The sequence below is a fragment of the Butyricimonas sp. BSD2780061689_150309_C8 genome, from assembly GCF_015560935.1.
GTDB lineage: Bacteria > Bacteroidota > Bacteroidia > Bacteroidales > Marinifilaceae > Butyricimonas > Butyricimonas paravirosa.
In genome coordinates, this window is sequence record NZ_JADMSV010000011.1 from 25,988 (window position 1) to 48,738 (window position 22,751).

The 22,751-nt window shown below is 37.7% G+C and carries 22 protein-coding genes; 21 read left to right on the forward strand and 1 reads right to left on the reverse strand.

Going from position 1 to position 22,751, the window contains the following annotated elements:
* Nucleotides 1-55 precede the first annotated feature (55 nt).
* Genes I2I33_RS10160 through I2I33_RS10170 form a run of 3 tightly spaced genes read left to right on the forward strand, consistent with a single transcriptional unit; the run spans nt 56 to nt 1,620 of the window.
* Entirely contained in the window at nt 56-409 is a 354-nt protein-coding gene (locus tag I2I33_RS10160; protein WP_087422537.1) for a helix-turn-helix domain-containing protein, read from the forward strand.
* Entirely contained in the window at nt 396-1,133 is a 738-nt protein-coding gene (locus tag I2I33_RS10165; protein ID WP_087422538.1) for an ImmA/IrrE family metallo-endopeptidase, read from the forward strand. Before I2I33_RS10160 ends, I2I33_RS10165 begins: the two co-directional genes overlap by 14 nt.
* Nucleotides 1,096-1,620: a hypothetical protein gene (locus I2I33_RS10170; RefSeq protein ID WP_087422539.1), complete on the forward strand. Its 525-nt coding sequence runs from the start codon at nt 1,096-1,098 to the stop codon at nt 1,618-1,620. The genes I2I33_RS10165 and I2I33_RS10170 overlap by 38 nt, the downstream gene beginning before the upstream one ends.
* Nucleotides 1,621-1,633: 13 nt before the next feature.
* Here the strand turns inward: I2I33_RS10170 and I2I33_RS10175 are convergent, their stop codons facing one another.
* On the reverse strand, nt 1,634-2,530 hold the full coding sequence (locus I2I33_RS10175) for a LysR substrate-binding domain-containing protein (protein WP_087422540.1): 897 nt from the start codon (nt 2,528-2,530) through the stop codon (nt 1,634-1,636).
* Between the two features lie 734 nt (nt 2,531-3,264).
* Between I2I33_RS10175 and I2I33_RS10180 the strand changes: the two genes are divergently transcribed.
* The 18 genes from I2I33_RS10180 (at nt 3,265) to I2I33_RS10265 (ending at nt 22,749) form a co-directional block, all read left to right on the forward strand.
* Nucleotides 3,265-3,786: a UpxY family transcription antiterminator gene (locus tag I2I33_RS10180; protein WP_027201723.1), complete on the forward strand. Its 522-nt coding sequence runs from the start codon at nt 3,265-3,267 to the stop codon at nt 3,784-3,786.
* Between the two features lie 9 nt (nt 3,787-3,795).
* Nucleotides 3,796-4,551 (forward strand): hypothetical protein, encoded by a 756-nt coding sequence (locus I2I33_RS10185; protein ID WP_087422541.1) that lies wholly within the window; start codon nt 3,796-3,798, stop codon nt 4,549-4,551.
* A gap of 137 nt (nt 4,552-4,688) precedes the next feature.
* The gene (locus tag I2I33_RS10190; RefSeq protein WP_087422542.1) at nt 4,689-6,611 is read left to right on the forward strand and encodes a polysaccharide biosynthesis protein; all 1,923 of its coding nucleotides are present in this window, start codon (nt 4,689-4,691) and stop codon (nt 6,609-6,611) included.
* Between the two features lie 20 nt (nt 6,612-6,631).
* Complete coding sequence (locus I2I33_RS10195) at nt 6,632-7,846, forward strand: NAD(P)-dependent oxidoreductase (protein WP_087422543.1); 1,215 nt, start codon at nt 6,632-6,634, stop codon at nt 7,844-7,846.
* A gap of 36 nt (nt 7,847-7,882) precedes the next feature.
* On the forward strand, nt 7,883-8,995 hold the full coding sequence (locus I2I33_RS10200) for a sugar-transfer associated ATP-grasp domain-containing protein (RefSeq protein WP_158572075.1): 1,113 nt from the start codon (nt 7,883-7,885) through the stop codon (nt 8,993-8,995).
* Between the two features lie 25 nt (nt 8,996-9,020).
* Entirely contained in the window at nt 9,021-10,166 is a 1,146-nt protein-coding gene (locus I2I33_RS10205) for a CapA family protein (RefSeq protein ID WP_087422545.1), read from the forward strand.
* Nucleotides 10,167-10,175: 9 nt separating this feature from the next.
* A complete protein-coding gene (locus I2I33_RS10210) occupies nt 10,176-11,258 on the forward strand; it encodes a sugar-transfer associated ATP-grasp domain-containing protein (protein ID WP_087422546.1) in 1,083 nt (360 codons plus the stop codon).
* A 5-nt stretch (nt 11,259-11,263) separates the two neighbouring features.
* Complete coding sequence (locus I2I33_RS10215; protein WP_087422547.1) at nt 11,264-12,265, forward strand: sugar-transfer associated ATP-grasp domain-containing protein; 1,002 nt, start codon at nt 11,264-11,266, stop codon at nt 12,263-12,265.
* A gap of 39 nt (nt 12,266-12,304) precedes the next feature.
* Nucleotides 12,305-13,729: a lipopolysaccharide biosynthesis protein gene (locus I2I33_RS10220; protein ID WP_255378871.1), complete on the forward strand. Its 1,425-nt coding sequence runs from the start codon at nt 12,305-12,307 to the stop codon at nt 13,727-13,729.
* A gap of 52 nt (nt 13,730-13,781) precedes the next feature.
* Nucleotides 13,782-14,897: a sugar-transfer associated ATP-grasp domain-containing protein gene (locus tag I2I33_RS10225; protein WP_087422549.1), complete on the forward strand. Its 1,116-nt coding sequence runs from the start codon at nt 13,782-13,784 to the stop codon at nt 14,895-14,897.
* A gap of 204 nt (nt 14,898-15,101) precedes the next feature.
* Nucleotides 15,102-16,184, forward strand: a complete 1,083-nt coding sequence (locus I2I33_RS10230) for a hypothetical protein (RefSeq protein WP_140402625.1) — start codon at nt 15,102-15,104, stop codon at nt 16,182-16,184.
* 58 nt (nt 16,185-16,242) lie between these two features.
* Nucleotides 16,243-17,235 carry a sugar-transfer associated ATP-grasp domain-containing protein gene (locus I2I33_RS10235; RefSeq protein ID WP_087422551.1) on the forward strand — a complete coding sequence of 331 codons (993 nt, stop codon included), beginning with the start codon at nt 16,243-16,245 and terminating at the stop codon, nt 17,233-17,235.
* 16 nt (nt 17,236-17,251) lie between these two features.
* Nucleotides 17,252-18,325 (forward strand): hypothetical protein, encoded by a 1,074-nt coding sequence (locus I2I33_RS10240; RefSeq protein ID WP_087422552.1) that lies wholly within the window; start codon nt 17,252-17,254, stop codon nt 18,323-18,325.
* A 2-nt stretch (nt 18,326-18,327) separates the two neighbouring features.
* A complete protein-coding gene (locus tag I2I33_RS10245) occupies nt 18,328-18,951 on the forward strand; it encodes a sugar transferase (RefSeq protein WP_027201710.1) in 624 nt (207 codons plus the stop codon).
* A gap of 14 nt (nt 18,952-18,965) precedes the next feature.
* The gene (locus I2I33_RS10250) at nt 18,966-19,463 is read left to right on the forward strand and encodes a GNAT family N-acetyltransferase (RefSeq protein ID WP_027201709.1); all 498 of its coding nucleotides are present in this window, start codon (nt 18,966-18,968) and stop codon (nt 19,461-19,463) included.
* A gap of 32 nt (nt 19,464-19,495) precedes the next feature.
* On the forward strand, nt 19,496-20,710 hold the full coding sequence (locus I2I33_RS10255) for a carcinine hydrolase/isopenicillin-N N-acyltransferase family protein (RefSeq protein WP_051465904.1): 1,215 nt from the start codon (nt 19,496-19,498) through the stop codon (nt 20,708-20,710).
* Nucleotides 20,711-20,801: 91 nt separating this feature from the next.
* Nucleotides 20,802-21,971: a DegT/DnrJ/EryC1/StrS family aminotransferase gene (locus I2I33_RS10260; protein WP_087422606.1), complete on the forward strand. Its 1,170-nt coding sequence runs from the start codon at nt 20,802-20,804 to the stop codon at nt 21,969-21,971.
* A 7-nt stretch (nt 21,972-21,978) separates the two neighbouring features.
* Entirely contained in the window at nt 21,979-22,749 is a 771-nt protein-coding gene (locus tag I2I33_RS10265; RefSeq protein WP_034502565.1) for a polysaccharide biosynthesis/export family protein, read from the forward strand.
* Nucleotides 22,750-22,751: the final 2 nt, after the last annotated feature.

Below are 22,751 nucleotides of genomic sequence, written 5' to 3' on the forward strand. Positions count from 1 at the left end.
TGTATGCATGATAAATTAGTGGTAGTTTTGCCACAGAAATGAAAAGGGAACACTCATGAAAACGATGAATCAAGTTGTTGGAGAAAATCTAAAGAAAATTAGAGAGTTATCCGGTTTTACACAAGAAGAGGTTGCCAAATCTATAGGAGTAGAACGTTCTACCTATAGTAATTATGAAGGGGGAACACGAGAAATTCCTTATCCTGTTTTGGAAAATATTTCAAATCTATTCGGTTGTGAAGCATTTGTGTTGTTTGAAGATAGTATTCATGCGGATAATGAAATTATGGCTACTGCTTTCAGGATTTCAGATTTAGAAGAGAATGATTTGAAAGAGATAGCAGTTTTTAAGGATATTGTGATGTCTTATCTTAAAATGGAACGTATAGCACAACATGAGACCGAATAAGTTTGTTATCGAGAAACAAGTTTCTGAGTTTCGCTCGGATAATGGGCTTAGTTCGTCTGAACCCATTGCTTTAAAAAGTTTACTTTTGAAGTTGAATATTCTTACTATTTTTAGGCCGTTGTCTGAAAATTTTTCGGGAATGTGTTTAAAGGATAAATCAGACCATCGTTTTATGCTCGTTAACTCCAATCAATCCCGTGGAAGGCAGCATTTTACGATTGCTCATGAATTGTATCATCTTTATATAGAAGAAAATCCCACACCACACAAGTGCAATCCGGGAAATGGTAGTAAGGATCCGGTGGAGCAATGTGCTGATATGTTTGCTTCTTCCTTGTTAATGCCTGAAACTGGTATATGCCAGTTAATATCAGAGACTGAATTAGCAACTAAAAATATATCCATAGCGACAGTTTTAAAACTTGAACATTATTTTTCTGTTTCCCGTTCGGCTTTGTTATATCGGTTGTTAAATATCAAGCTTATAACCGAAGCCACACGTGCTAAGATTGCTGCTTTGGGAGTGAAAAGCTCGGCACGGTGTTTCGGGTATGATACTGCTTTATACGAGTCGGCAAATGAAGGGTTGATTATTGGTGATTTTGGAGAAAAGGCGCATGGATTATTTGAGCAAGGAAAAATTTCGGAAGGCCATTATATCGAATTACTTCATAAAATAAATATTGATGAAACTCAGGAAAACGAAGATAGTACTCGATGCTGATGTGATTATTCATTTTATGGAAGCTGATTGTTTTTCGCTACTACCGGCTATATTTCCTGAATATGAATATTTGATATTAGATGTAGTTTATGATGAAATTTCCAAAAATTCCAAAACGAAAGATTTCATAGATAAGTATCTTCATTTTTTCTCAAGATTGAAGAAAGAACTTTTCGTTCCTAAAGGAGAATCAATAAAAGAATATTTTTTGCTACAACGAACCTTGGGAAAGGGCGAAAGTGCTTGTATGGTTTATTGTAGGGATAATCGAGATGTGTTGGGAAGTAGTAATTTGAAGGATATACGAAAGTATTGTTCTGAAAATGATATTACTTATCTGACAACGCTGGATTTCCTGTATTATGCCTATTGTAGAGGGAAAATGACAGAACAGGAATGTCTTGTATTTATGAAAGCCGTAAATGATGCAGGGAGTAAACTTCCAATTGTTGATATTACCCGGTACACGTGTAACGTGCATATTTAGATTAAATCGCTTATCATCGTTTCGATTTTCTATTTCGGGATTCGCAGAATCTCAGGAGTAGCTCGGCGTAGGGATCAATGGTGCCCTGCTTGTGAATGGCATAGAGCGTACGGGAGATTTCGAGGTCGTCGATGTCGATGATTTTTAGCAGGCCACAGGACAATTCGTCTTGGATGGAAAACACGGAGACCAAGGCGTAGCAATCGGAGTGTTTGAGGTATTGTTTGATTCCCTCGGTACTTCCGATAACGATCTGTTGGTTTAGCTCGTTGATAGACATCCCGGCTGCGGATAGCTGGCGCTGGATAATATTATATGTTCCGGAGCCTTCTTCCCGAACGACGAATTTTAACGTCTTCAGTTGTTCTTTCGTGATCGATTCCGGGGAATCATTTTTGGCCGAGGTAACTAGGACGATTTCATCTTTTAAAAAAGGGATGTAGTGAATGTCCGTTTGCGAGGGTACACCTTCAATGAAGGCGAGTTGGATGTTTTTATCCAGTAATTCCTGCTCGATCTGGTAGGTGTTACCACTGATCAGGTTTATTTCGATATAGGGATGAGTTTCCCGGAAACGGGCCAAGTATTCAGGTAATATGTACTGGGATAGCGTGGTACTGGCTCCGATGTGTAAAGTTCCGGAGAACTCTTTTTTCATGTGCTGCAGGTTGAAGGTGATGATGCGTTCCCGTTCAATCAGTTCTTCGCTTTGTTCCAAAAGGTATTTTCCGGCAGGGGTAAGCATCAACCGCCCTTTCTCACGATCAAAAAGAGTGATCCCCAATCCCTTTTCCAGTTCTTTGATACTTTTGGAAATGGCCGGCTGGGAAAGCCGTAATATCTCGGCGGCCTTTGTCGTGTTCAAATGTTTTGCCGTGTGATAAAAGATCGTGAGTTTATGGTCTAGCATCTTGTTTGCTTTTAATTCTGAACAAAGGTAGAGAAAAATGGTCAATCTATTGCTTTAAAGTACACGTTCCTTTGCATCGTGGTTATTTTGATGTCATTATTGGTAAAAAGATAGTAATAATCATGTAATAATCTGATGTAAGTCTTTGAGGGGAGTTCATTCGCACTTGTAGTTCTATTGACAATGGGCGATGAAAGGGCGATGAAAGGGTGTGAGATGGGAGAGAGGAGATTATTACGGTGGCTTTTGTATGCCTTTATGAAGAACATATAGTGTTAAATGGATAATTTTTTTTCAAGAAAATATTATTTGTTTTTTGTAAAGAATTTTTGGGTAGGGAAAGAGGGTAATTTGTTGTTTATTAGTATGCTGTAAAGATCGAAAAACGATCGTTTAATGCGCTGCAAATATACATCAATTTTAAATATCACCATCTATTTGTCAATTTTTTTTGGACTCTTGTAATTAGATATTTACACTTTTAGGTTATCAATTTAACAGATCTGTTTTGTTAATATCATTAAACGATCGTTTTTTAATTCAAATGAATCGTTCGTGCAGACAGCTTTCATGCATTGTTGCTGTGTAAAGTGAAGTGCGTGGAACACATGGCCGTAAATCAGGACCCGTGACAGGGTTAGTGCGCGAAGCGCGTCCGGGCGGTTCGTGTGTCCGGGGATTACAGAGACAGAGAAAATCATCGTTCGCTAGAAAATAGGGAAAGAATAAAAATAATGGTTGCGTGTAACAAGTTAAACTGGTATGCTGCTTATACCCGTGTAAATCAGGAATTATTGATCAAAAGAAAGCTGGATGAACTGGGGATCGAGAATTTTTTGCCCCAGGAAGAACAGGTGCGAGAAACACCCGTTGGACGTAAAAAGATCCGGGTACTTTTGATTCATGGGTTAATATTTATCCGGACGGATAAGGCAACAAGTTTTTCCTTGATAAATGATCATTCGTTGAATATTGTTTATTTGAAAGATATTGAGGGACGCCATTCGCTGATCGTTCCGGATAAACAAATGCAGGATTTCATGTTTTTGTTGGATTTCTCAACTGGTAGCGTGGAGGTTTTGAACAAAGGAATCAAACGGGGTGATCGGGTAAGAGTTATTAAAGGTCCCTTGCAAGGATTGGAAGGTGAGTTGGTACGTTTGAAAAATCATAAACGTGTAATTATTCGTTTGGATGGGGTAGCCTCTATTGCTACTTCTTATATTCCAAGTTCGTTTCTTGAAAGAATAGAGTGATACAAAATAATGGAAAAAGGTTTATTTCACGAATTGTATAAACGGTCGTGTGAGTTAGAAATGGGGCGTTGTCCCTCCCCGGCGTTGTCAGGATTCTTGCATGGTTACTTGTCCGTGTACTCGATGGTTCGCGTCTATCCTTGGTTGGAAGAGAGTTTCGGGGAGACGTATGAAATTCATGAACGAGTGCGTGAGATCGCCCGGTTTATAGAGCCTCTGGCTGGAAACAAAAACCTCCCTGCAGATGTTCGGGCCGGTTACGTGGTGGATTTGATGGATGCTTACCAGTTATATTCAGACTTGAATTTCTTAAACACGGCGTTGGATGCGGCTTATGACATACTTACCCCGTGGGGAAGTGACAAAATTGTTTTACCGTGTCGTACTCCGAATATTTGCCGATTGTTGTGTAATTGTTACTATTTCACGGGTGAAATGGAGAACGGGGTTTTGGCTGGTAGCCTGATTTCCGAGGCGCTTGGCTCTATTCGTGATTTGGGCCGTCAGGGATTGATGGCATGGTGGGATACATTCTGTTTTTATGAAGATGTTGTTGGGGCAATGGAGTTGCCGGAACCGGAACGGGTACGATTGGCCGAAGAGCGAGTTCGGTTGGCCGTCAGTGTAAAGCAGGAGGAGGAGGAAATGATAGAACGTTTTGCCCTGTCTACTCGTGACGATTTGGAGTTGTTCGGCCGGGTGTTTTGTATCTTGGCTAGGCGGGAGTTTGCAATCCATGACAAATTGTATGGTAAGAAGGAATAATTTAGACGTGATTCACAATATAAATCTCAGATTCCGGGAGATGCAACCCCCGGTTATAGCGTCTCCCTCAACGGTACTTCTAAGCCGGATCAGCTATTAATACCGGAGGGGACGCTCCTTTTTGAAGTTTGGTATAAATGAGATACTCCATTCATTCCATTTGTGATCGTTTGTGCGAGAGAAAAAAGTACGTTGATTCTTGGACGGTTCTTTTCGTGGATATTTTGTTGTCCGTGGGAAGTTCATTCGTGGCTCTTCTTTTTGTAGACAATTTTATTGTCGACTTGTCAAGGAATGCTTACTTGTTCGTTATTGTGGGATCGTTCTTGATCAGTCTGCTCGTGTTTATGGCGTTGGGAGTGAACAAAAATATAATTCGCCATGCCACCATAAAAAGTATCGGGAAGATGGGCGTTGCGATCTTTTTTAAGGAGGTGCTTTTACTAGGATTAGTTTCTCTTGTTGTTTCCCGGATGTTCAATAACCATGCTTTTGCGTGTTTTCTTGTTGATTTTCTGGTAACAACGGTGGTTCTTATCGGGTTCCGGGTGATGCTTGTGCTTGTTTATGATTTGGTAATATCGCTGTATCGTTCAAGTAAAACGAGGGTGCTGGTGTACGGGACGGATGATAAAAGTGTGGCGTTGAAGAAAAGGATGCACACGAGTAAGCATTATCACGTGGTGGGATTCGTGAATCCGGATAAGCGACTTAAGTCTTACTCCATTTCGGAACTGCCGGTTTATTATTTTGAAGACGAGGCTAATTTTGCTTGTTTCGTGAAGAAATACAATATAAATGGTCTGCTATTTCCTTCTCCGGAAACAGCTCAACGGGAGGCTGAAGGGTTGGTACGTTACTGTCAGGCTTATGGAGTGAAAAACTTGGTGGCTCCACCCATAAACGTTTTGGGTGACGGGTTGAAGAAAACTGTTATCCGAGAAATCCGGATCGAGGATTTGCTTGGTAGGGAGGAAATCGAGATAAACACAAAGGAGATTGAGGCGAATTTTGCCGGAAAGGTCGTGATGGTAACGGGGGCAGCCGGAAGTATCGGTAGCGAGTTGTGTCGTCAACTGGCAACTTTTGGTGTAGCTCATTTGGTATTGTTTGATAATGCCGAGACCCCGATGCATGAACTCCGTCTTGAATTGGAACGGAATTTTTCAAGCCTAAAATTTACCCCTTTTATCGGTGATGTCCGGCAGAAAGAGCGTTTGAAAGGAGCTTTTGAGAAATTTCACCCGCAGGTAGTGTTTCATGCTGCGGCCTATAAACACGTTCCATTGATGGAAGAGAATCCTTGCGAAGCCGTTCGTGTGAACGTGGTTGGTTCGAGACTCGTGGCGGACTTTTGCGTGGAGTACGGGGTGAACATGATGGTGATGATTTCGACGGACAAGGCGGTAAACCCGACTAACGTGATGGGGGCATCGAAACGTTTGGCAGAGATATATGTGCAGAGTTTGGGACTGGCGATGGAACGAGGTGAGATCAAGGGAGAGACCCGGTTCGTGACCACCCGATTCGGGAATGTGCTGGGAAGTAACGGTAGTGTGATACCGTATTTCCGAAAACAAATAGAACAAGGTGGGCCGGTTACGGTAACCGATCCGAGGATCACTCGCTTTTTCATGACGATTCCGGAGGCATGTCGTCTGGTGATGGATGCGGCGACGATGAGTACAGGAAATCAGATCTTTGTTTTTGACATGGGTGATCCGGTGAAGATTGTGGATTTAGCAGAAAGAATGATTCGATTAGCCGGGTATACGCCAAATGAAGATATTAAGATCAAATTTATCGGTCTGAGGCCGGGAGAGAAACTGTACGAGGAAGTACTAAGTAACGAGGAAAATACGGTACCCACGGGACATGATAAGATTCGGGTGGCTAAAGTTCGGGAGTACAAGCGTAAAGAGGTGTTAGAGACTTATGATAAGTTGGCAGAATTGGCGTTGGCGGTGAAAGTGGAAGATTCCGTGCGATTGATGAAACAGGTGGTGCCGGAGTTTAAGTCGAGGAATTCGGAGTTTAAGAAGTTAGATAAAAAAGAATAACAATTATTGCTTGAATAATTATGAGAATTGGTATTATTAAAGAAACAAAAGTTCCTGAAGACAATCGTGTGGCATTATCACCTCAAGAGATCGTTGATTTGCAGCAAAAGTTTCCTGATGTTGAATTTGTAGTACAAAAGAGTGATATTAGAGTGTATTCAGATGAAGAGTATGCTTTGAAAGGGATTAGGTTGGTTGATCATGTGGATGATTGTGATGTTCTTTTCGGGATAAAAGAAGCTGACATTGAATCTTTAATACCTAACAAGCATTATTTTTTCTTTGGTCATATAGCTAAAATGCAACCTTACAATAAGCCATTGTTGAAAAGAATGATGGAATTGAATATTACTTTTTCTGATTACGAATATTTGGTTGATGAAAAGGGATATAGATTGTGTGCTTTTGGTTGGTGGGCTGGTGTCGTTGGGGTATACAATACGTTGCGGGCTTACGGTTTGCGCATGAGGACGTTTGAATTACCCAAACCGGATAAACAATTCACCTTGATCAGGATGCAAAGTGAAGTGAAGGTTGTGGAGTTGCCTGCATTAAAAATTATTGTAACTGGTAATGGTCGGGTATCGCATGGGGCACAACACTTTTTGGATGAGGTTGGAATAAAGCAAGTTTCTCCACGAGAATTTTTAGAGCAGGAATTTGAGTTTCCCGTTTATACTGTGGCAAAGTTGCCTGATACGGTTTGTCGTATAGATGATGAATCTATTTTTGATCGAGAGGAATTTCATTCTCATCCGGAATTATATAAAAGTAATTTTTTACGTTTTGCTAAGGTTACCGATATATTTATTCCTTGCCATTATTGGGGACCTGAAGATCCGATTTATTTAGGGAAGGAGAATTTACGTAATCCGGAGGTAAAGATTAAAGTTATCGGAGATGTTACTTGTGATATCATGGGAAGTGTACAATCAACACTTCGTCCGTCGACACATAAAGACCCATTCTATGATTATAATCCTTGTACTGAAATGGAGGAAATTGCGTTTTCTTCTGAAAGTAATGTGACGGTAATGGCTGTTGATACATTGCCTAACGCATTGGCTTTAGACACGAGTGATTATTTTGGAAAAGCTCTCGTGAAGCATGTCATTAATGATATGTTACGTGGCAATACGGATGAGAGTGATGTGATAAATCGTGCCACGATTTTGAAGAATGGAAAGTTGACGGAACGATTTGCTTATTTGCGAGATTATGTATATTCTGAATGAGGTTTGTTGACTATTTAAATGATATTGCACTTTATTATGGGAAGAAAAGTGGGAAAAATAAAAGTATTTTTGTCTTTTTTGCGAGATGTTCATAAGGATTCTAGAAAGGGGTATTTCTTTTTATTGCGAGATTTTATACGATTAAAAAAAGAAAAAGGTATCAGTATAGAAGAGTATTCTAATTTCAAATTTGAAAGTCGAGGGAAAAAATTTCGAGATTCTTTTTTGTCGGGAGTCGAGCAGCGTCCTTGTTTGAATTTGTTAAATCCTAAAAAGTATTATATATTAGCTCGTAATAAATATCTATCTCATTTAATATTAGGGGCAAATAATATCAGGAAAGCGGAGTTGTATTGTTACTATCATCCGGAAGGAAGAGTAAAAAATGATCATATTGCTTGTGATTATGATTCCGTATTGGCAATATTGAAGTCTAAAAATATACATTCTTGTGTCATTAAGAGTACAGAAACATCTCATGGAGATGGAGTTATCGTTGTAAATGATATAGAGTATACAGATAAAGATTGTATCTTACATCTTTTTGATGGTCGTAAAGTTTGTTTGAAGGATAGATTGAAAGAATACGAGCCACTTATTTTTGAAAGTAAAATATATCAGACCAAACAGTTTGATTCATTTAACTCATCCTCTGTGAATACCATTCGCTTTATGACTACATTATATCCAACGGGAGATGTAAAGATTATTGCGATATGGATGAAGTTTGGTCGGGCGGGAGTTTGTGTTGATAATGCGGGTGCTGGTGGTAATGTTGATGCTGGGGTTGATATTAAAACTGGACGAATTTTTAATGTAACTCTTTTTGATGAGTGGAGAGAAACTCGGTCCATAACCCATCATCCTGATAGTGGTACTCTTTTGGAGGGGGTATTTATCGAAAATTGGAAGCAAATAACAGATGAAATTATTCAATTTCAGAAATCAATACCTTATTTGAAAGCCATTGGTTGGGATATCGCAATAACTCCGGAAGGACCTCTCGTTGTGGAGTTTAATGACTATTGGGATAGGACAGGGCAATTGTTTTTGGGGTATGGATGGAAAAAGGAAATTCAAGATTGTTATAAACAATGGAAGAAGTTGGAAGATGTAGGAAAGGTTTCTTATAAAATGGGGAGGTTATAAGTCGTAAATGTGAAATCAATTTTGTATGTCAGAAAATAAGGTAAGGCTTTTTATTTGTGGAGATTTTTGTTCTACTCCATCTCCATCTTTTATTTCCATAGCGTCAGATTTAAGATCGTTAATTGATTCTTGTAATTTGAAAATATGTAATTTTGAAGGACCGGTGAAGAGTGATGGGAGAAAATTGAATAAAATACCGCCTAATATACAGCAACACCCGGATGTACCAGATTTTATAGAAAACATGGGTTTCAATGTTATCTCCTTGGCAAATAATCACGCTTTTGATTATGGTGATGATGGATTTTTGGCGACCCAAAGAGCTTTTCGTAAGGCGAAAGTAATTGGTGCGGGAACATTTGATGAGGCTTATAAAGTGGAAATAACAGAGGTGAATGGTATTTCTATTGGAATTTTGGCCTTGACTTATGCGAGTTTTGGTGCTTGGGATTTAAGTACTGGTAAATTTGGTTGTGCGGAAATGGATCATTTACGGGTGAATCATTTGATTTTGGAAACCAAGAGTAAAGTAGATTATTTGTTTATTTATTTGCATGATGGGATTGAATATATAGATATTCCGCTTCCGGAACAAAGAGAGCGTTATCGAGATTTTGTAGATTATGGTGCTGATGGCGTGTTTGTACATCATCCGCATGTACCGCAAGGTTGGGAGGTGTATAAAGGTAGGCCGATTTTTTATAGTTTGGGGAATTTCTTTTTTAATTCTAAAAATACACCTGATTATAAGGCATCTAAACGATATTGGTATAATGGTCTAGCTGTGGTATTGGAGATTAGGGAGGAAAATAATTCACTAAAATTTGAAGTGTACAATATATTGAATGATAGAAACAGAAAAATTAGTATTGATACTTCAGAGAAGATGTTGATTCATACGACAGAGATTTGTGACCTTTTGAAGGAAAGTAAACTTTATGAACCGAAAGTTCGGCAAGAAACGGATAATTTGTGGAAAACAAAATATATGGGAGGGATGGTTTCATCTCTTGTTGCTGTCGGTTTGCGAACTAATTTTTTGGGGTGTTTGAAAAGTGTGGTTAAAGCTTTATTGAGTAATAATTCTAAGTTAGTTTATTCATATATACGGAATAAAAATCATCGGAGCAATGTAATTCGTTTGCTTAGGGAGATGCAAAAATATCGTTAAAATTGTATTATGGAGAAAAGTGTAAAACATCTTTTCAAGGCGACAATGAAAAAGTTGTCTCAAGAATGGGTAAAATATCAAAAGAGAAGGATATATAAACAAATGGTTTCTGGGGTGAAACTGAATAAATTATCAAAAGAAGAGAAAGAAGAGATCCGTTCTTATTATGAAAAACATTTGGGGAATGCTGTAAATCCACGTTGGCATCAGTATTATTATTCGATAAATGGATGTTTCACTCCGAAATACGTGCCGTTAGGTTTATATTATGCCGATATTTTGCCTTTGATGAATGATCGTTCCGTGACAAAAGCGTATGCGGATAAGAATTTCACTGAACGTTTGTTCCCTGACGTACTTCAGCCAAAAAGTATTGTGAAAAATATAAATGGTTTTTATTACGAGGGAATGAAAGTCATTTCAGAAGAGCGGGCGCTAGATATATGTTCTAATTTGTCTGATGCTATTATCAAACAGGCGGTAGAGAGTGCTCAAGGTAAAAGTGTTATTCGCTTCTCGTCTGTTCAGGGGAAGACGGATAGTGACAATTGTTCTGTAAAGGAGTTATTCAAAAAATATAAAAAGAATTTTATCGTGCAACAAGCCGTGATACAACATCCGGAATTGAGCCGATTGAATCCGACATCCTTGAATACTGTGCGCTTAACAACATTTAGAAGGGAAAATGAAGTGGTGGTACTAACTTCATTGCTTCGGATGGGACGTAAAGGTTCAAAAGTTGATAATGTTTCAGTAGGTGGCGTTTTTTGTGAGATAGAGAATTCCGGTAAATTGAAATCTCCGGCATACGGGATAAATCCCACGGGTGTATATGAAGAGAATGATTTTGGTTTGAAATATGATGGTGTTGTTGTTCCGCTATTTCAACAAATTGTAGCTGAAGCTAAGAGTATGCACATGACATTGCCTTACACGAGAATAATCGGGTGGGATTTTACGGTGAATGACAAGAATGAGGTCGTGTTGATTGAATTGAACTTGCATTCTCCGGGAGTATACCAATTGATAGGCCCTGCATTGGGAAATTATACGGATGAAATATTGGAAATGGTGCGTCAATCTAAAAAATAAACGTGATGAAAGAGTGGAAAAGAAGATACTGTAAATTTTGTCGGTTGAGGGATTTGATGCTTGATGAGGTAAATTGGTGGTGGAAGGTGTATTATTTGGTGGATTATATGTTTGCCTATGGATGTTATAAATTAGGGGTTGAAGAGTATTGGAATTATCGTTTTGATCAATTGAGACGGTCTGGCAGAAAAGAATTCATCGTAGGAGGTAAGCGGGATAGAATTTATAATATATGTAACCAAAAAGAATATCGGCGTTTGGTCTTTGATAAAATAGAATTTAATACGTTATATGATCGATTTATAAAACGTCGTTGGATTAATTTAAGTACTTGTTCTTTTTATGAATTTAATGTTTTTTTTGATTTGTTAAAAGAAAAACAGATGATAATAAAACCAACTTTAGGAAGTGAAGGAAGTGGAGTTGAAATTGTTAAAATTGCAAAAGAAGATGATTTATTTGAATGGTTTACATCATTGCAGACAAAGCTACAAAAAACAAAAGAAAGGTGGGTTGGGGAAGAGTTGTTAGTTCAAAGTGACGAGATGAGATCTTTTTATCCTCACGCAATAAACACTTTGAGAATTTATACGTTATTGGGAACAGACCAAGTTACGAGGATTATGGGTGCAGCAGTACGTTGGGGGAACAATGGTTCACATACGGATAATATTCATAACGGGGGAATTGCTGCATGTGTAGATGTGGAAACAGGGATAGTAGTATCCCCCGGGATAGATACAAATTATAAGACTTATTTATGTCATCCGTATTCGAGTAAACAGATTATCGGATATAAGATTGAACATTGGGATAAAATACTTGCTGTTGTGACAGAGGCTTCGAGAGTGTTACCTCAGGTTAGGCATGTCGGTTGGGATGTAGTGATAGGGAAAAATAGCGAAATTATTATTTTAGAAGGGAATAGTCGGCCTGATCCAATTTTAGTACAATTGACTAATCGGAAAGGAATTTGGAATGATTATAAAAGAAACATTGGGAAATAAGTGATGTCTGATAGTTTACGGGAAAGAACGATTTCAGGGATGTTGTGGAGTTTTATGCAAAAGTTTGGAACAATGGCTATAGCTTTTGTTGCAAATATTGTTTTGGCAAGACTATTAACTCCGGACGATTATGGGTGTATTGGGATGTTGTTGATTTTTATTGCGGTTGCCAACACATTTATAGACGGAGGGTTTGGTTCGGCGTTGATCCAAAAGAAAGAACCTACACAAGAAGATTATTCTACAATATTCTATTGGAATTTATTTCTATCTATTGTGTTGTATGGAATTTTATTTTTTACAGCCCCCTTTATTGCAGACTTTTATGAGATTTCTTTGTTAACTCCCGTGTTGCGAGTTCAAGGAGGTGTGTTGATTTTAAATGCATTAAGTATAATTCAATGTAATCAATTGCGTAAACAATTGAGATTTAGATTAATAGCGTCTGTGAATTTAACCGCATCGCTTTTTTCTGTTGTAATAACAATTGTTCTTGCATGGATAGGCTGGGGAATATGGGCTTTGGTCGCACAACAATTGCTTTTTAGTTTGTTTAATGCCATCTTGTTTTGGAGTTTCAATAAATGGGTTCCGTCTTTTTTATTTTCAAAAAAATCTTTTAAGGAATTATTTGGATTTGGTGGATTTATATTATTATCAAGTTTGATAAATACGTTTTGTGATAATATACATGGAGTATTGATAGGAAAATTTTTTTCGCCGGCAATAATGGGGTTATATACGCAAGCAAGAAAATTAGAAGAGATTGCATCCACAAGTATTTCCAGTGTGGTTAATCAAGTTGCTTATCCTGTTCTTTCTGAGTTTCAAAACGATAATTTATCTATGATTAGAGTGTTACAAAGATTCATAACTTCATTGGCTTTTCTTGTGTTCCCGTTGATGATGTTATTAATTCTTATAGCAAAACCTCTTATCATCTTATTGTATTCAGACAAATGGGTTGCGAGTGTTCCTTATTTCCAGATTCTTTGTATTGCAGGAATGGCTATTTGTTTGCAAATGATAAATTATAATGCGGTTGCTGCAATTGGGAGAAGTGATATCCTTTTAAAATGGACTATTATAAAAAGAAGTTTAGGTTTGATTCTTAATATAGGAGGATTAATTTGTTTTGGTATGTATGGATTATTGTGGGGAGGGGTATTGACAGCGTATTCTCTTTATTTTATAAATTCATATCTCGTATCAAGATATGTGGGGTATAGGATTAAATCTCAGATAAAAGATTTATTTCCAATAATTATTACTGTTTTGTTAACTTTTGTTATTACCTATTTCTTGAGTAATCTTGTCGTCTTGAATATTTATTTCGAAGGCTTAAGCGTTACGATTATCTTCATGATTCTTTATTTAAGCTTGTCAAGTGTTTTTAATTTAAGTTCGTTTAATCAATTCCGGACGTTGGGAGTTGAGGTGATTAAAAAATTTAGAACAGCATAAAATGTGTTTGTTGATATTTTACATTGTGGAAGTTTAAATTGTAATATATTTTATGAGAGGATTATATCAAAGATTGAAAAGTTTTATTGTTTTAATAAAACATTATGATCGTTATATAATAGCTCCATCTTATTATATGGAGTATGAACATAAATCGAGTGTTCGAATATTTTTAGAGCAATTGTATTTTATTTTGCGATATAGAGATTTTGAACCATATTATTTTACCTATGGATTTGATAGGAAAAACATGTCAATTCGGGAAATATGTTTTTCATATATTGTTCCATATTACCTTTTCCAAAAAAAAGTAAATCGATTAAATACGATTAATCCTGTGTATGGAATATTTCATGGAAGGAGTATTACTGCGGATAAGTTCTATTTCAGTATATTTTTAAATAGTTTTGGTATCCCTACTCCGAAAGTGCTCTGCTTTGTAAAAGGGCGGAATATCATATATATGGACTCTAAATTCGTAAACATAGAGGGAGTGACAGATAGAGAGAAATTGAAAATATTTTTTTCCATGGATATGGATGCTTTTGCGAAACCCTCAGATGGACAGTTGGGGAATGGGGTATTCTCTTTGCAGGTGAAAAATAAACAGATTTATAAAAATGGTCATATCGTGACGCTGGATGAATTGTTGGAGGTGATTTTATCTGCAGATTATTTGATTCAAGAACGAGTTTATCAGCATCCTGCAATGTCAGCATTATGTTCATCTACACTAAATTCGATAAGATTACAAACAGTTATGACTAAAGAGGGAAAGGTTATTCCTTTTGGTGCTGGGCTTAGAATCGGAAGGGAAGGTAGTTCGGTGGATAACTGGGCGAAAGGAGGTACGTTTGTTGGAATAGACATGCAAAAAGGTAGGTTATTGGAAAATGGCTTTTTAAAGCCACAATATGGGACGATAACTAAAAGGCACTTGGATTCGGGTGTCGTATTTAAGGATTATGAGATACCTTTTTTCCGTGAAGCTGTTGACCTCGCACTAGAATTACATACAAAGATGTATAGATGTCATTCTGTCGGTTGGGATATAGCCATAACAGAAAAGGGACCGGTATTTATTGAGGGTAATGGATTGTGGGAGATTTCTTTGTTGCAAGCTGTTCATGGAGGTCTTAAGTCTTTTGAAAAATATTTTATTGTTTGATATACTGAATGGTAGGAGTGTTCTTTTTTATGTTTGTAGATGAATGATTTGTTACAAATAAATGTAAAGAAGATAGGAGCATTGTTCTTGTGTTTCTGTTTGTTGGTGATGATCGGTCCCCCTGTTTTGAGATTATTGCCAATGGAAATAATGTTGCATTATTTATCGTTGTTCTTGATGATACTTGTATTTACTCTGTCGTATATGCAAAGACAATTAGTGTTTACAAAACAGCGGTATATTCTTGCTTTTCTTTTCTTTTTGTTAGGGGTTTCTTTTGGGTTACCTGTAGGTGGACATTCTTGGACTGCTAAGATATTTCTACCTTTACTAACAAGCGTATTTATTGTTTTTTTTGATAATCAAGTGTATTATATTACATTTGATTATTTCCGGAAAATGATGATTTTTTTTGCAGCCAGTTCTGTTTTATTGTCTGTTTTATTACTTTTTCTTCCCGCTAATGCTCTACCTTATTTTGAAATGGAACCGGTTTCTGCTGCCCATTTGAACAAACACATTATTTACCGAGTATATGGTTTTATTCTTTCGTATGATACTATTATTTTTGATATAGGCGGTTTCCACTTTTTAAGAACGACGGGACCTATGACGGAGCCGGGGCATTTTGGAATTCTTTTAGGATTAACATTGTCCATGGAAAAATTATTATATGCTAAGCGAACTCCAATTTTAGTAATTTGTGGATGTATGACATTTTCAACTGCCTTTTTTGTGATCTTGGTAATTTTAGAAGTGTATAATATGTTTATCATTCGGAAATTTCATTGGAAATGGTATGTTTGTGCGGTTGTGATCTTACTTGCATTTTTGATTTTAGCCGATAGTGTTTTGCTAAATGCCGTGTGGGAATATTCAATCGGAAGGAATTTCGGTGTGGAAGAAGTAAATATATTGGATGGTAGAACGAATAATACGGCTCTATTTATTTATGATAAATTTTTGAAATCCTCTTTTCCTCTTTTATTATGGGGGCATGGAACGTTTGCTTTGGAAGTGAATGAAAATGTAGTTTTGTCCGATTATCGGGAGTTTTTATATGATAGTGGTTTTATCGGCTTGCTTTTGGTTTGTTTGACGTTTTATGTCATATTTATGAAAGTAAGAGTGAGGTATTTGTGCCTTTTTTTACCAATTATTATTATTATTTTTTTGCATAGAGCCTGGATGTTTTGGTATTGTTATTTGTATATACTTCTCATTGTTGGTTTTGGGGCCTATACTTATAAAGCGAATTGTGGTAAAAATTCTATCTTGAAGAATTAGCAAATTGAATAAGGAGGCTACTGAAGAATAGAATCAATTGTTAGATATTTTGTTAAACATGAAACATCTCATTTATTTTTGTTACTATCTCAAGATTACCAATTGGTGTAAATTGAGAGAGCATCGTAATTTCGTAAAGAAAGCTTACGGTTTATCCTGTGGGTATCAAATATGGGATATGATTTGTACAACGTTAAGATTGGGTACGGCTTTTCACGAGTACTATTATTATGGTTTTTACAAAAAGCCCATGAAAGAGAGGCGAGAGTATGCTTCTATGGGTTTTATGTATGAGTTTCAGAAGAAAAATAATCCACCGCAAAAACGAGTGATACTATCTGATAAAATTAAGTTTTTCGATGCTTATAAGGAATTTTTAGGACGTTCGTGGATGAATCCCTTGTTGGGATCTGTTAAAGATATTGCCGCATTTATTGCGGGGAAAGAGAAGATCGTTCTGAAAGGTTCCACGGGAGGTGGAGGGAAAAACGTGAAAATTTTGAGAATTGCGGGAAATACTCCTGAAAAGATACTGCAACTTGCTCAAGAGTTACATTTTGATATTTTAGAAGAGTTTGTTTATCAGCATAATGATTTACAACGATTGGCTCCCAATAGTTTAAATACGGTGCGTTTTATCACGCAATTGAATCAAGACGGAGGTGTTGATATGATCGGAGCCAGCTTAAGAATGGGGATTTATAAAAATACTGATAATTTATCTTCCGGTGGAATTACTGCTAAAATAAACGTGGAAACAGGAGTAATAGAATCGGACGGAGTGTCGTTTGATATTACGTTACCAGATTATAAGGTTCATCCTGTTTCAAATATGAAAATTCAGGGTTTTAGAGTTCCTTATTGGAAAGAGGTGCGGCAACTTTGTGTGAATGCTACTTCTAAATACGGTGATAATAAATCAATAGGTTGGGATGTTGCCATAAAGCAAGATGGGCCTATTTTGATTGAAGGAAATCATGATTGGGGGGCAAGAGTATGGCAAATGCCGGCAGGAACAGGATTGAAAAAGATTTTATCAAAATATATCTAATCAGATTATTGTACCAATGAAAACAATTTTAATTACAGGTATTGGTGGAATGACTCCTCGTTCCATAGCTCGATTTATAAAAAAGCATTATCCCAGCTATAAGATTATAGGTATTGATGCGAATCCGAAAGCATTGGGTTTTTATATGCAAGGCTTAATTGACAAAGGATATGTTGCCCCAAGGATGGATAATCCTGCTTATTGGGAATTCGTGATAAACCTGATCAAGAGAGAATCCATTGATTATGCTTTTGTGCAACCGGAAGTTGAAGTTATCGGCTGGGAAGTGTATCGTAAGGAACATGGCACTTACCCTTGTCCTACTTTTATACCACCGTTAGAATTGGCAACAACTTTGATGGACAAATCGATCATGGCAGACATCTTGAATGGTTCTGTGTATATTCCCAAGACGATAAAGGTCACTCAAGATAATCCACATTTTGAAGAGGTTGAGAAAGAAATAGGTTTCCCTTGTTGGATAAGGGCGACGAAAGGTTCCGGGGGACTTGGTTCGTTAAGATTGGATAGTATTGATAATTATAAATCTTGGCTTTTTATCAATAAAGAAATTCCCGAATTTACTGTTTGTGAATTTTTGACTGGACGCCATCTTGCCACACAGATGTTATATATTGATGGAGAATACTTAAAGGGTGCTGCATTGGAATGCGTAGAGTATGTGATGGCTAATTTGGTGCCCTCTAAAGTTACTGGTAATACTTCTTTTGGACGTTTTTTGAATGAGGATCGAATCTTGTCGTTTTGTAATAGCTGTATTGAATATATTTGTAATAAATTGAACTTAAAGGCTCATGGTGTATTGAGTTTCGATTTGAAGGAAGATCGGGAAGGAAATATGAAGGTGACGGAGTGTAATATTCGCCATATGGCTTATACAGGGATTATGTCTGAAATCGGTTTTGACTTGGTTGGAGATTCCATGCGTTATATAGAGGCGGGGAATGCTTATGGGATAGAACGAGCACCTTATTATCACTATGAAAAACCTTATATTTTCTTGAGAGACGTTGATATAGAACCTATTATTTTGGATAGAGAAAGTGAATTGTTAGTTTCTTATGAGTGATTATGTACAAGTATTTTTTTAAGCGCTTGTTTGATTTTTTTATTTCATTGGTGGTCCTACTCTGTTTGAGTCCCTTGTTGTTGATTATTACCATTTGGTTGCATTTTGCGAATAAAGGAGCTGGTGTTTTTTTCTGCCAATCCCGCCCGGGTAAAAATGGGAAAATTTTTAAAATAATCAAGTATAAATCAATGACAGATGAGAGGGATGAGCATGGAAATTTTCTTCCGGATGTACAGCGTTTAACTTCTGTTGGACGATTCATAAGGGCAACATCTATAGATGAGCTTCCTCAATTCATTAATGTATTGATGGGTGATATGGCATTGATCGGGCCTCGTCCTTTGCTAACAGAATATCTACCCTATTATAAGGAGCGAGAAAAGTTGAGACATGTAGTTAGACCAGGTATTACGGGATATACACAGGTGCATGGAAGGAATAATCTTTCTTGGGATGAAAGGTTGGAAATGGATGTGTATTATGTTGAGCATCTTTCATTATGCTTGGATATAAAGATTGTATTACGTACGGTCGTGAATGTGATTACACGTAAGGATGTTCAAGTTATTACGGGAGATCAGGTAACCAGTAAACTTAGCCAACAACGGCAGATATGTAAATAATCGACCAATTAATTATGTTTGAGGTAGAAAATGTATTCAGGGGTGTAGAATCCAAACTTCAGATAAATGAAGATGTGAGTATTTATATCGGGCAGCCTCGAGAAGAGTTTTTTTATCAATACGTTTGTGATTATGATAGTGATTTTTATGAACCACTTAGTGTGCGAGTAAATTTGGTCGCTTTTGCAGAGAAAATTAGTCGGTTATCGACCATGTTTGTCGTTGTTTCAAGCAGTCATGTGGCAGGAATTGTGGCTTCGTATTTTTATGATGTTGAGAGTCGAAAAGGTTTTATTACGTTAGTGCATACGAAAAAAGAGTTTAGAGGGAAACGTTTAGCTTATCGCTTGATAGATGCTGTTGTGCATTACGCTAAAATGAAAAATTTTTTGAATGTAGATTTGGTTGTCTATAGAGATAATGTTGCTGCATTCAATCTGTATTTGTCCTCTGGTTTTGATCTGATTTCAGATGACGGTGGTAGATGTACATTAAGGCGTGTAGTGAAATAATTGAGAGATAAATCAAATAAAGATTGTTTGAAATGAAATTTTTCTTGTTTATATTTTTTGTTTGTTTTGTTTATCAAAGTAGAGCTTGTACTTCTGCTATTATTTCGGGGAAAGTGACAAAAGATGGGCGTCCGTTAATGTGGAAACATTTTGACAATGAGCAACAATTGAATAAGAAAGTTCTTTATTTGTCTGGCGGGAAATATTCGGCTATGGCGATTGTAAATGCCGGGTATAAGGAGAATAAAACGATCTGGATGGGATATAATTCAGAAGGATTTGCAATTATGAGTACTGATTCAGGAAATTTGCGTGATTCCGTTCGGGTTGAGACGAATATGTCCGGGGTGTTTATGAAGGAGGCATTACTTAATTGTGCGTCCGTGGAGGAGTTTGAGTCTTTTTTGAAGAATTATCCTAAACCTCATGGTTTTCGGGTGAATTTTGGTGTTATTGATGCGAGAGGGAATGGGGCGTATTTTGAGACGAATAATTTCACGTATGTTTGTTATGATGTAAATGATGCCAGAGTTGCTCCTAATGGTTATTTAATACGCACGAACTATTCTTTATCCGGTTTGCAGGGGAAAGGGCATGGATATATACGTTATAAAACAGTTGAAAAAATATTAGAACGTTATGGAGGTAAAAGATTGGATATTAATTTTTTATTGAATTCTGTTTGTTTTTCTTTGGAAAATTCTTTAAGTGGGCAGAAACTTCAAGATTTTGAAAATGCACGGGAACATGAGAAACATTATATGTATTTTCAGGATTGTATAAATCGCTATTCCACAAGTGCTGCTGCTGTCATTCAAGGGGTGAAAAATAATGAAGATTCGGGGATGACAACGATGTGGACGATAATTGGTTTCCCTTTGACATCGGTGGCGATACCTGTCTGGTTGTCGACCTCGGGAGAATTGCCTTCAATAATTACAGGGAACGGAGAGAAAAAATCTATGCTTTGTAATTTTTCTCTTCAATTGAAAAAAACACTTATTGCTGCAACTTATGGTGATATGAGGTATTATATAAATACAACAGGATTAAAAAATATAGAGGGAACTGGAATTTTACAACGCATTGATCCCGTGAGAAAAGAGGTGTTTCAACGTGGAATTGGATTAAAAGAGAAGTTGAAAAACGAGAAAGGAAGAGACGGGAAGATTAAAATGTATTATGAGTGGTTGGATTCTTATTTAAAGAGGGAATTGCAAGGAATAAAAGAATTGTACGTAAGATAATTATTAAAAAAATTTCAATATAGAGTTTCAAGCGGGACGGGATGAATGAATCTCGTGATGGCCCGTGGCGGGACGTTTACTGTTTACATGTATGGATCGAAAACGAATTTATCTTTGCTTGGCACACATGAGCGGCAAGGAACAAGACTTTATTAAAGAGGCGTTTGATACGAATTGGGTGGTTCCATTGGGACCGAACGTGAATGCTTTTGAAAAGTCCTTGCAGGACTTTCTAATTGAAAATGGAAAGTTGAAAATTGAGAATGAGGGAAAACAGGTGGTGGCGTTGAGTGCGGGGACGGCGGCGTTGCATTTAGGATTGATCTTATTGGGTGTGCAAGCGGGGGACGAGGTGATTTGCCAGAGTTTCACGTTTTGCGCATCAGCGAATCCGGTGACTTACTTGGGAGCAACGGCTGTTTTCGTGGACTCGGAAGAGGATACTTGGAATATGAATCCCGTGTTGCTGGAGGAAGCTATACGAGACCGGATCGCAAAAACCGGACGGGAGCCGAAAGCGATTATCCCGGTGCATTTGTACGGGATGCCGGCAAAGATGGACGAGATTTGTGCTGTGGCCGAGAAATATGGGATCCCCGTGTTGGAGGATGCCGCAGAGGCGTTGGGATCGGAATATAAGGAGCAGAAATGCGGTACTTTCGGGAAGTTCGGGGCGTTGAGTTTTAACGGGAACAAGATGATCACCACCTCGGGGGGCGGGGCATTGATTGTCCCTGATGAAAAGGCGAAAAAGGCGGCGATGTTTTACGCTACGCAGGCTCGGGAACCGTACCCTTACTATCAGCATGAGAAGATAGGTTATAATTATCGGATGAGTAATATTTGTGCCGGGATCGGGTTGGGACAGATGACTGTATTGGAAGAGCATGTGGCTCACCATCGTCATGTACATGAGTTATACGAACAAGCATTTGCCAACGTGAAAGGGATCGAGTTAAAATCGAATCCAGACGAGCGGTTTAATGCTAATTACTGGTTATGTACAATACTAATAGATAAGGAGGAGACAGGAGTGGATTGTGAAGAATTGAGAGTGTTCTTGGATCGTAAAGGGATTGAAACCCGGCCACTCTGGAAACCAATGCATTTGCAGCCGGTGTTTGCGGGCAGTCCTTGTTACGTGGATGGAACTTCGGAGAAATTATTCGAGAAAGGATTGTGTATTCCTGCTGGGCCTTGTGTGATGGATGAGGATGTAGCTTATATTGTGAGTGAGATAAAAAGTTGTATCTGTAAATAGTTAAAATATGCATTTGATAAAGAACGTGATCATGTTGATATGGGCTGCGGGATTGTTTGTTTCGTGTGCTTCGAGCAAGAAGGTGGTGTATTTGCAGGATGTTGATGTAAACAAACGGATTAAAGCGGAGTGTGAATATAAAACCGTGATTCATACGGATGATTTGTTGTCGATTATAGTGTCGTGTGATGATCTGGAATCAGCACTACCCTTTAACACGCCGATGATTGGTTTGGGGCGTGAAGTAAATACAACCTCTAGCCAGCAAATTCCGAGGGGGTATCTCGTGGATAAGAATGGTGAGATTGATTTTCCCGTGTTGGGGAAATTGAAGGTCGAGGGAATTTCGAGAAACGAGTTGGCGGAAATGTTGAAAGAGAAGCTGTCGGAGTACTTGAAGAACCCGATCGTGACTATTCAGTTCCAGAATTTCAAGGTGACGATATTAGGGGAGGTGAAAGCTCCCGGTAGCTATAAGGTCGTTAGCGAGCGGGTATCGTTGTTGGATGCACTTGGAATGGCAGGGGACTTGCAAATAAATGGTAAACGGAAAAACGTTTTGGTGATGCGGGAGCAAGGAGATGAGAAGATTTTTGCCCGAGTAGATTTGACATCAAGTGATTTTATTGATTCACCATTTTTTTACTTGCAGCAGAATGATGTGGTTTACGTGGAACCGAACAAAGGACGGATTGCCGGGGGAAGTGTCAGTACGTTCTTGCCTTATATTTTATCGAGTTTGTCGACAATCGTGGCCTTGATTTCTTTGACAAGATAGTT

What these genes read in the sequence shown, in the direction of transcription:
- I2I33_RS10160 (WP_087422537.1), top strand. Translation starts at nt 56, where the DNA reads ATGAAAACGATGAATCAAGTTGTTGGAGAAAATCTAAAGAAAATTAGA.
- I2I33_RS10165 (WP_087422538.1), top strand. Translation starts at nt 396, where the DNA reads ATGAGACCGAATAAGTTTGTTATCGAGAAACAAGTTTCTGAGTTTCGC.
- I2I33_RS10170 (WP_087422539.1), top strand. Translation starts at nt 1,096, where the DNA reads ATGAAACTCAGGAAAACGAAGATAGTACTCGATGCTGATGTGATTATT.
- I2I33_RS10175 (WP_087422540.1), bottom strand. Translation starts at nt 2,530, where the DNA reads ATGCTAGACCATAAACTCACGATCTTTTATCACACGGCAAAACATTTG.
- I2I33_RS10180 (WP_027201723.1), top strand. Translation starts at nt 3,265, where the DNA reads ATGGTTGCGTGTAACAAGTTAAACTGGTATGCTGCTTATACCCGTGTA.
- I2I33_RS10185 (WP_087422541.1), top strand. Translation starts at nt 3,796, where the DNA reads ATGGAAAAAGGTTTATTTCACGAATTGTATAAACGGTCGTGTGAGTTA.
- I2I33_RS10190 (WP_087422542.1), top strand. Translation starts at nt 4,689, where the DNA reads ATGAGATACTCCATTCATTCCATTTGTGATCGTTTGTGCGAGAGAAAA.
- I2I33_RS10195 (WP_087422543.1), top strand. Translation starts at nt 6,632, where the DNA reads ATGAGAATTGGTATTATTAAAGAAACAAAAGTTCCTGAAGACAATCGT.
- I2I33_RS10200 (WP_158572075.1), top strand. Translation starts at nt 7,883, where the DNA reads ATGGGAAGAAAAGTGGGAAAAATAAAAGTATTTTTGTCTTTTTTGCGA.
- I2I33_RS10205 (WP_087422545.1), top strand. Translation starts at nt 9,021, where the DNA reads ATGTCAGAAAATAAGGTAAGGCTTTTTATTTGTGGAGATTTTTGTTCT.
- I2I33_RS10210 (WP_087422546.1), top strand. Translation starts at nt 10,176, where the DNA reads ATGGAGAAAAGTGTAAAACATCTTTTCAAGGCGACAATGAAAAAGTTG.
- I2I33_RS10215 (WP_087422547.1), top strand. Translation starts at nt 11,264, where the DNA reads ATGAAAGAGTGGAAAAGAAGATACTGTAAATTTTGTCGGTTGAGGGAT.
- I2I33_RS10220 (WP_255378871.1), top strand. Translation starts at nt 12,305, where the DNA reads ATGTTGTGGAGTTTTATGCAAAAGTTTGGAACAATGGCTATAGCTTTT.
- I2I33_RS10225 (WP_087422549.1), top strand. Translation starts at nt 13,782, where the DNA reads ATGAGAGGATTATATCAAAGATTGAAAAGTTTTATTGTTTTAATAAAA.
- I2I33_RS10230 (WP_140402625.1), top strand. Translation starts at nt 15,102, where the DNA reads ATGCAAAGACAATTAGTGTTTACAAAACAGCGGTATATTCTTGCTTTT.
- I2I33_RS10235 (WP_087422551.1), top strand. Translation starts at nt 16,243, where the DNA reads ATGAAACATCTCATTTATTTTTGTTACTATCTCAAGATTACCAATTGG.
- I2I33_RS10240 (WP_087422552.1), top strand. Translation starts at nt 17,252, where the DNA reads ATGAAAACAATTTTAATTACAGGTATTGGTGGAATGACTCCTCGTTCC.
- I2I33_RS10245 (WP_027201710.1), top strand. Translation starts at nt 18,328, where the DNA reads ATGTACAAGTATTTTTTTAAGCGCTTGTTTGATTTTTTTATTTCATTG.
- I2I33_RS10250 (WP_027201709.1), top strand. Translation starts at nt 18,966, where the DNA reads ATGTTTGAGGTAGAAAATGTATTCAGGGGTGTAGAATCCAAACTTCAG.
- I2I33_RS10255 (WP_051465904.1), top strand. Translation starts at nt 19,496, where the DNA reads ATGAAATTTTTCTTGTTTATATTTTTTGTTTGTTTTGTTTATCAAAGT.
- I2I33_RS10260 (WP_087422606.1), top strand. Translation starts at nt 20,802, where the DNA reads ATGGATCGAAAACGAATTTATCTTTGCTTGGCACACATGAGCGGCAAG.
- I2I33_RS10265 (WP_034502565.1), top strand. Translation starts at nt 21,979, where the DNA reads ATGCATTTGATAAAGAACGTGATCATGTTGATATGGGCTGCGGGATTG.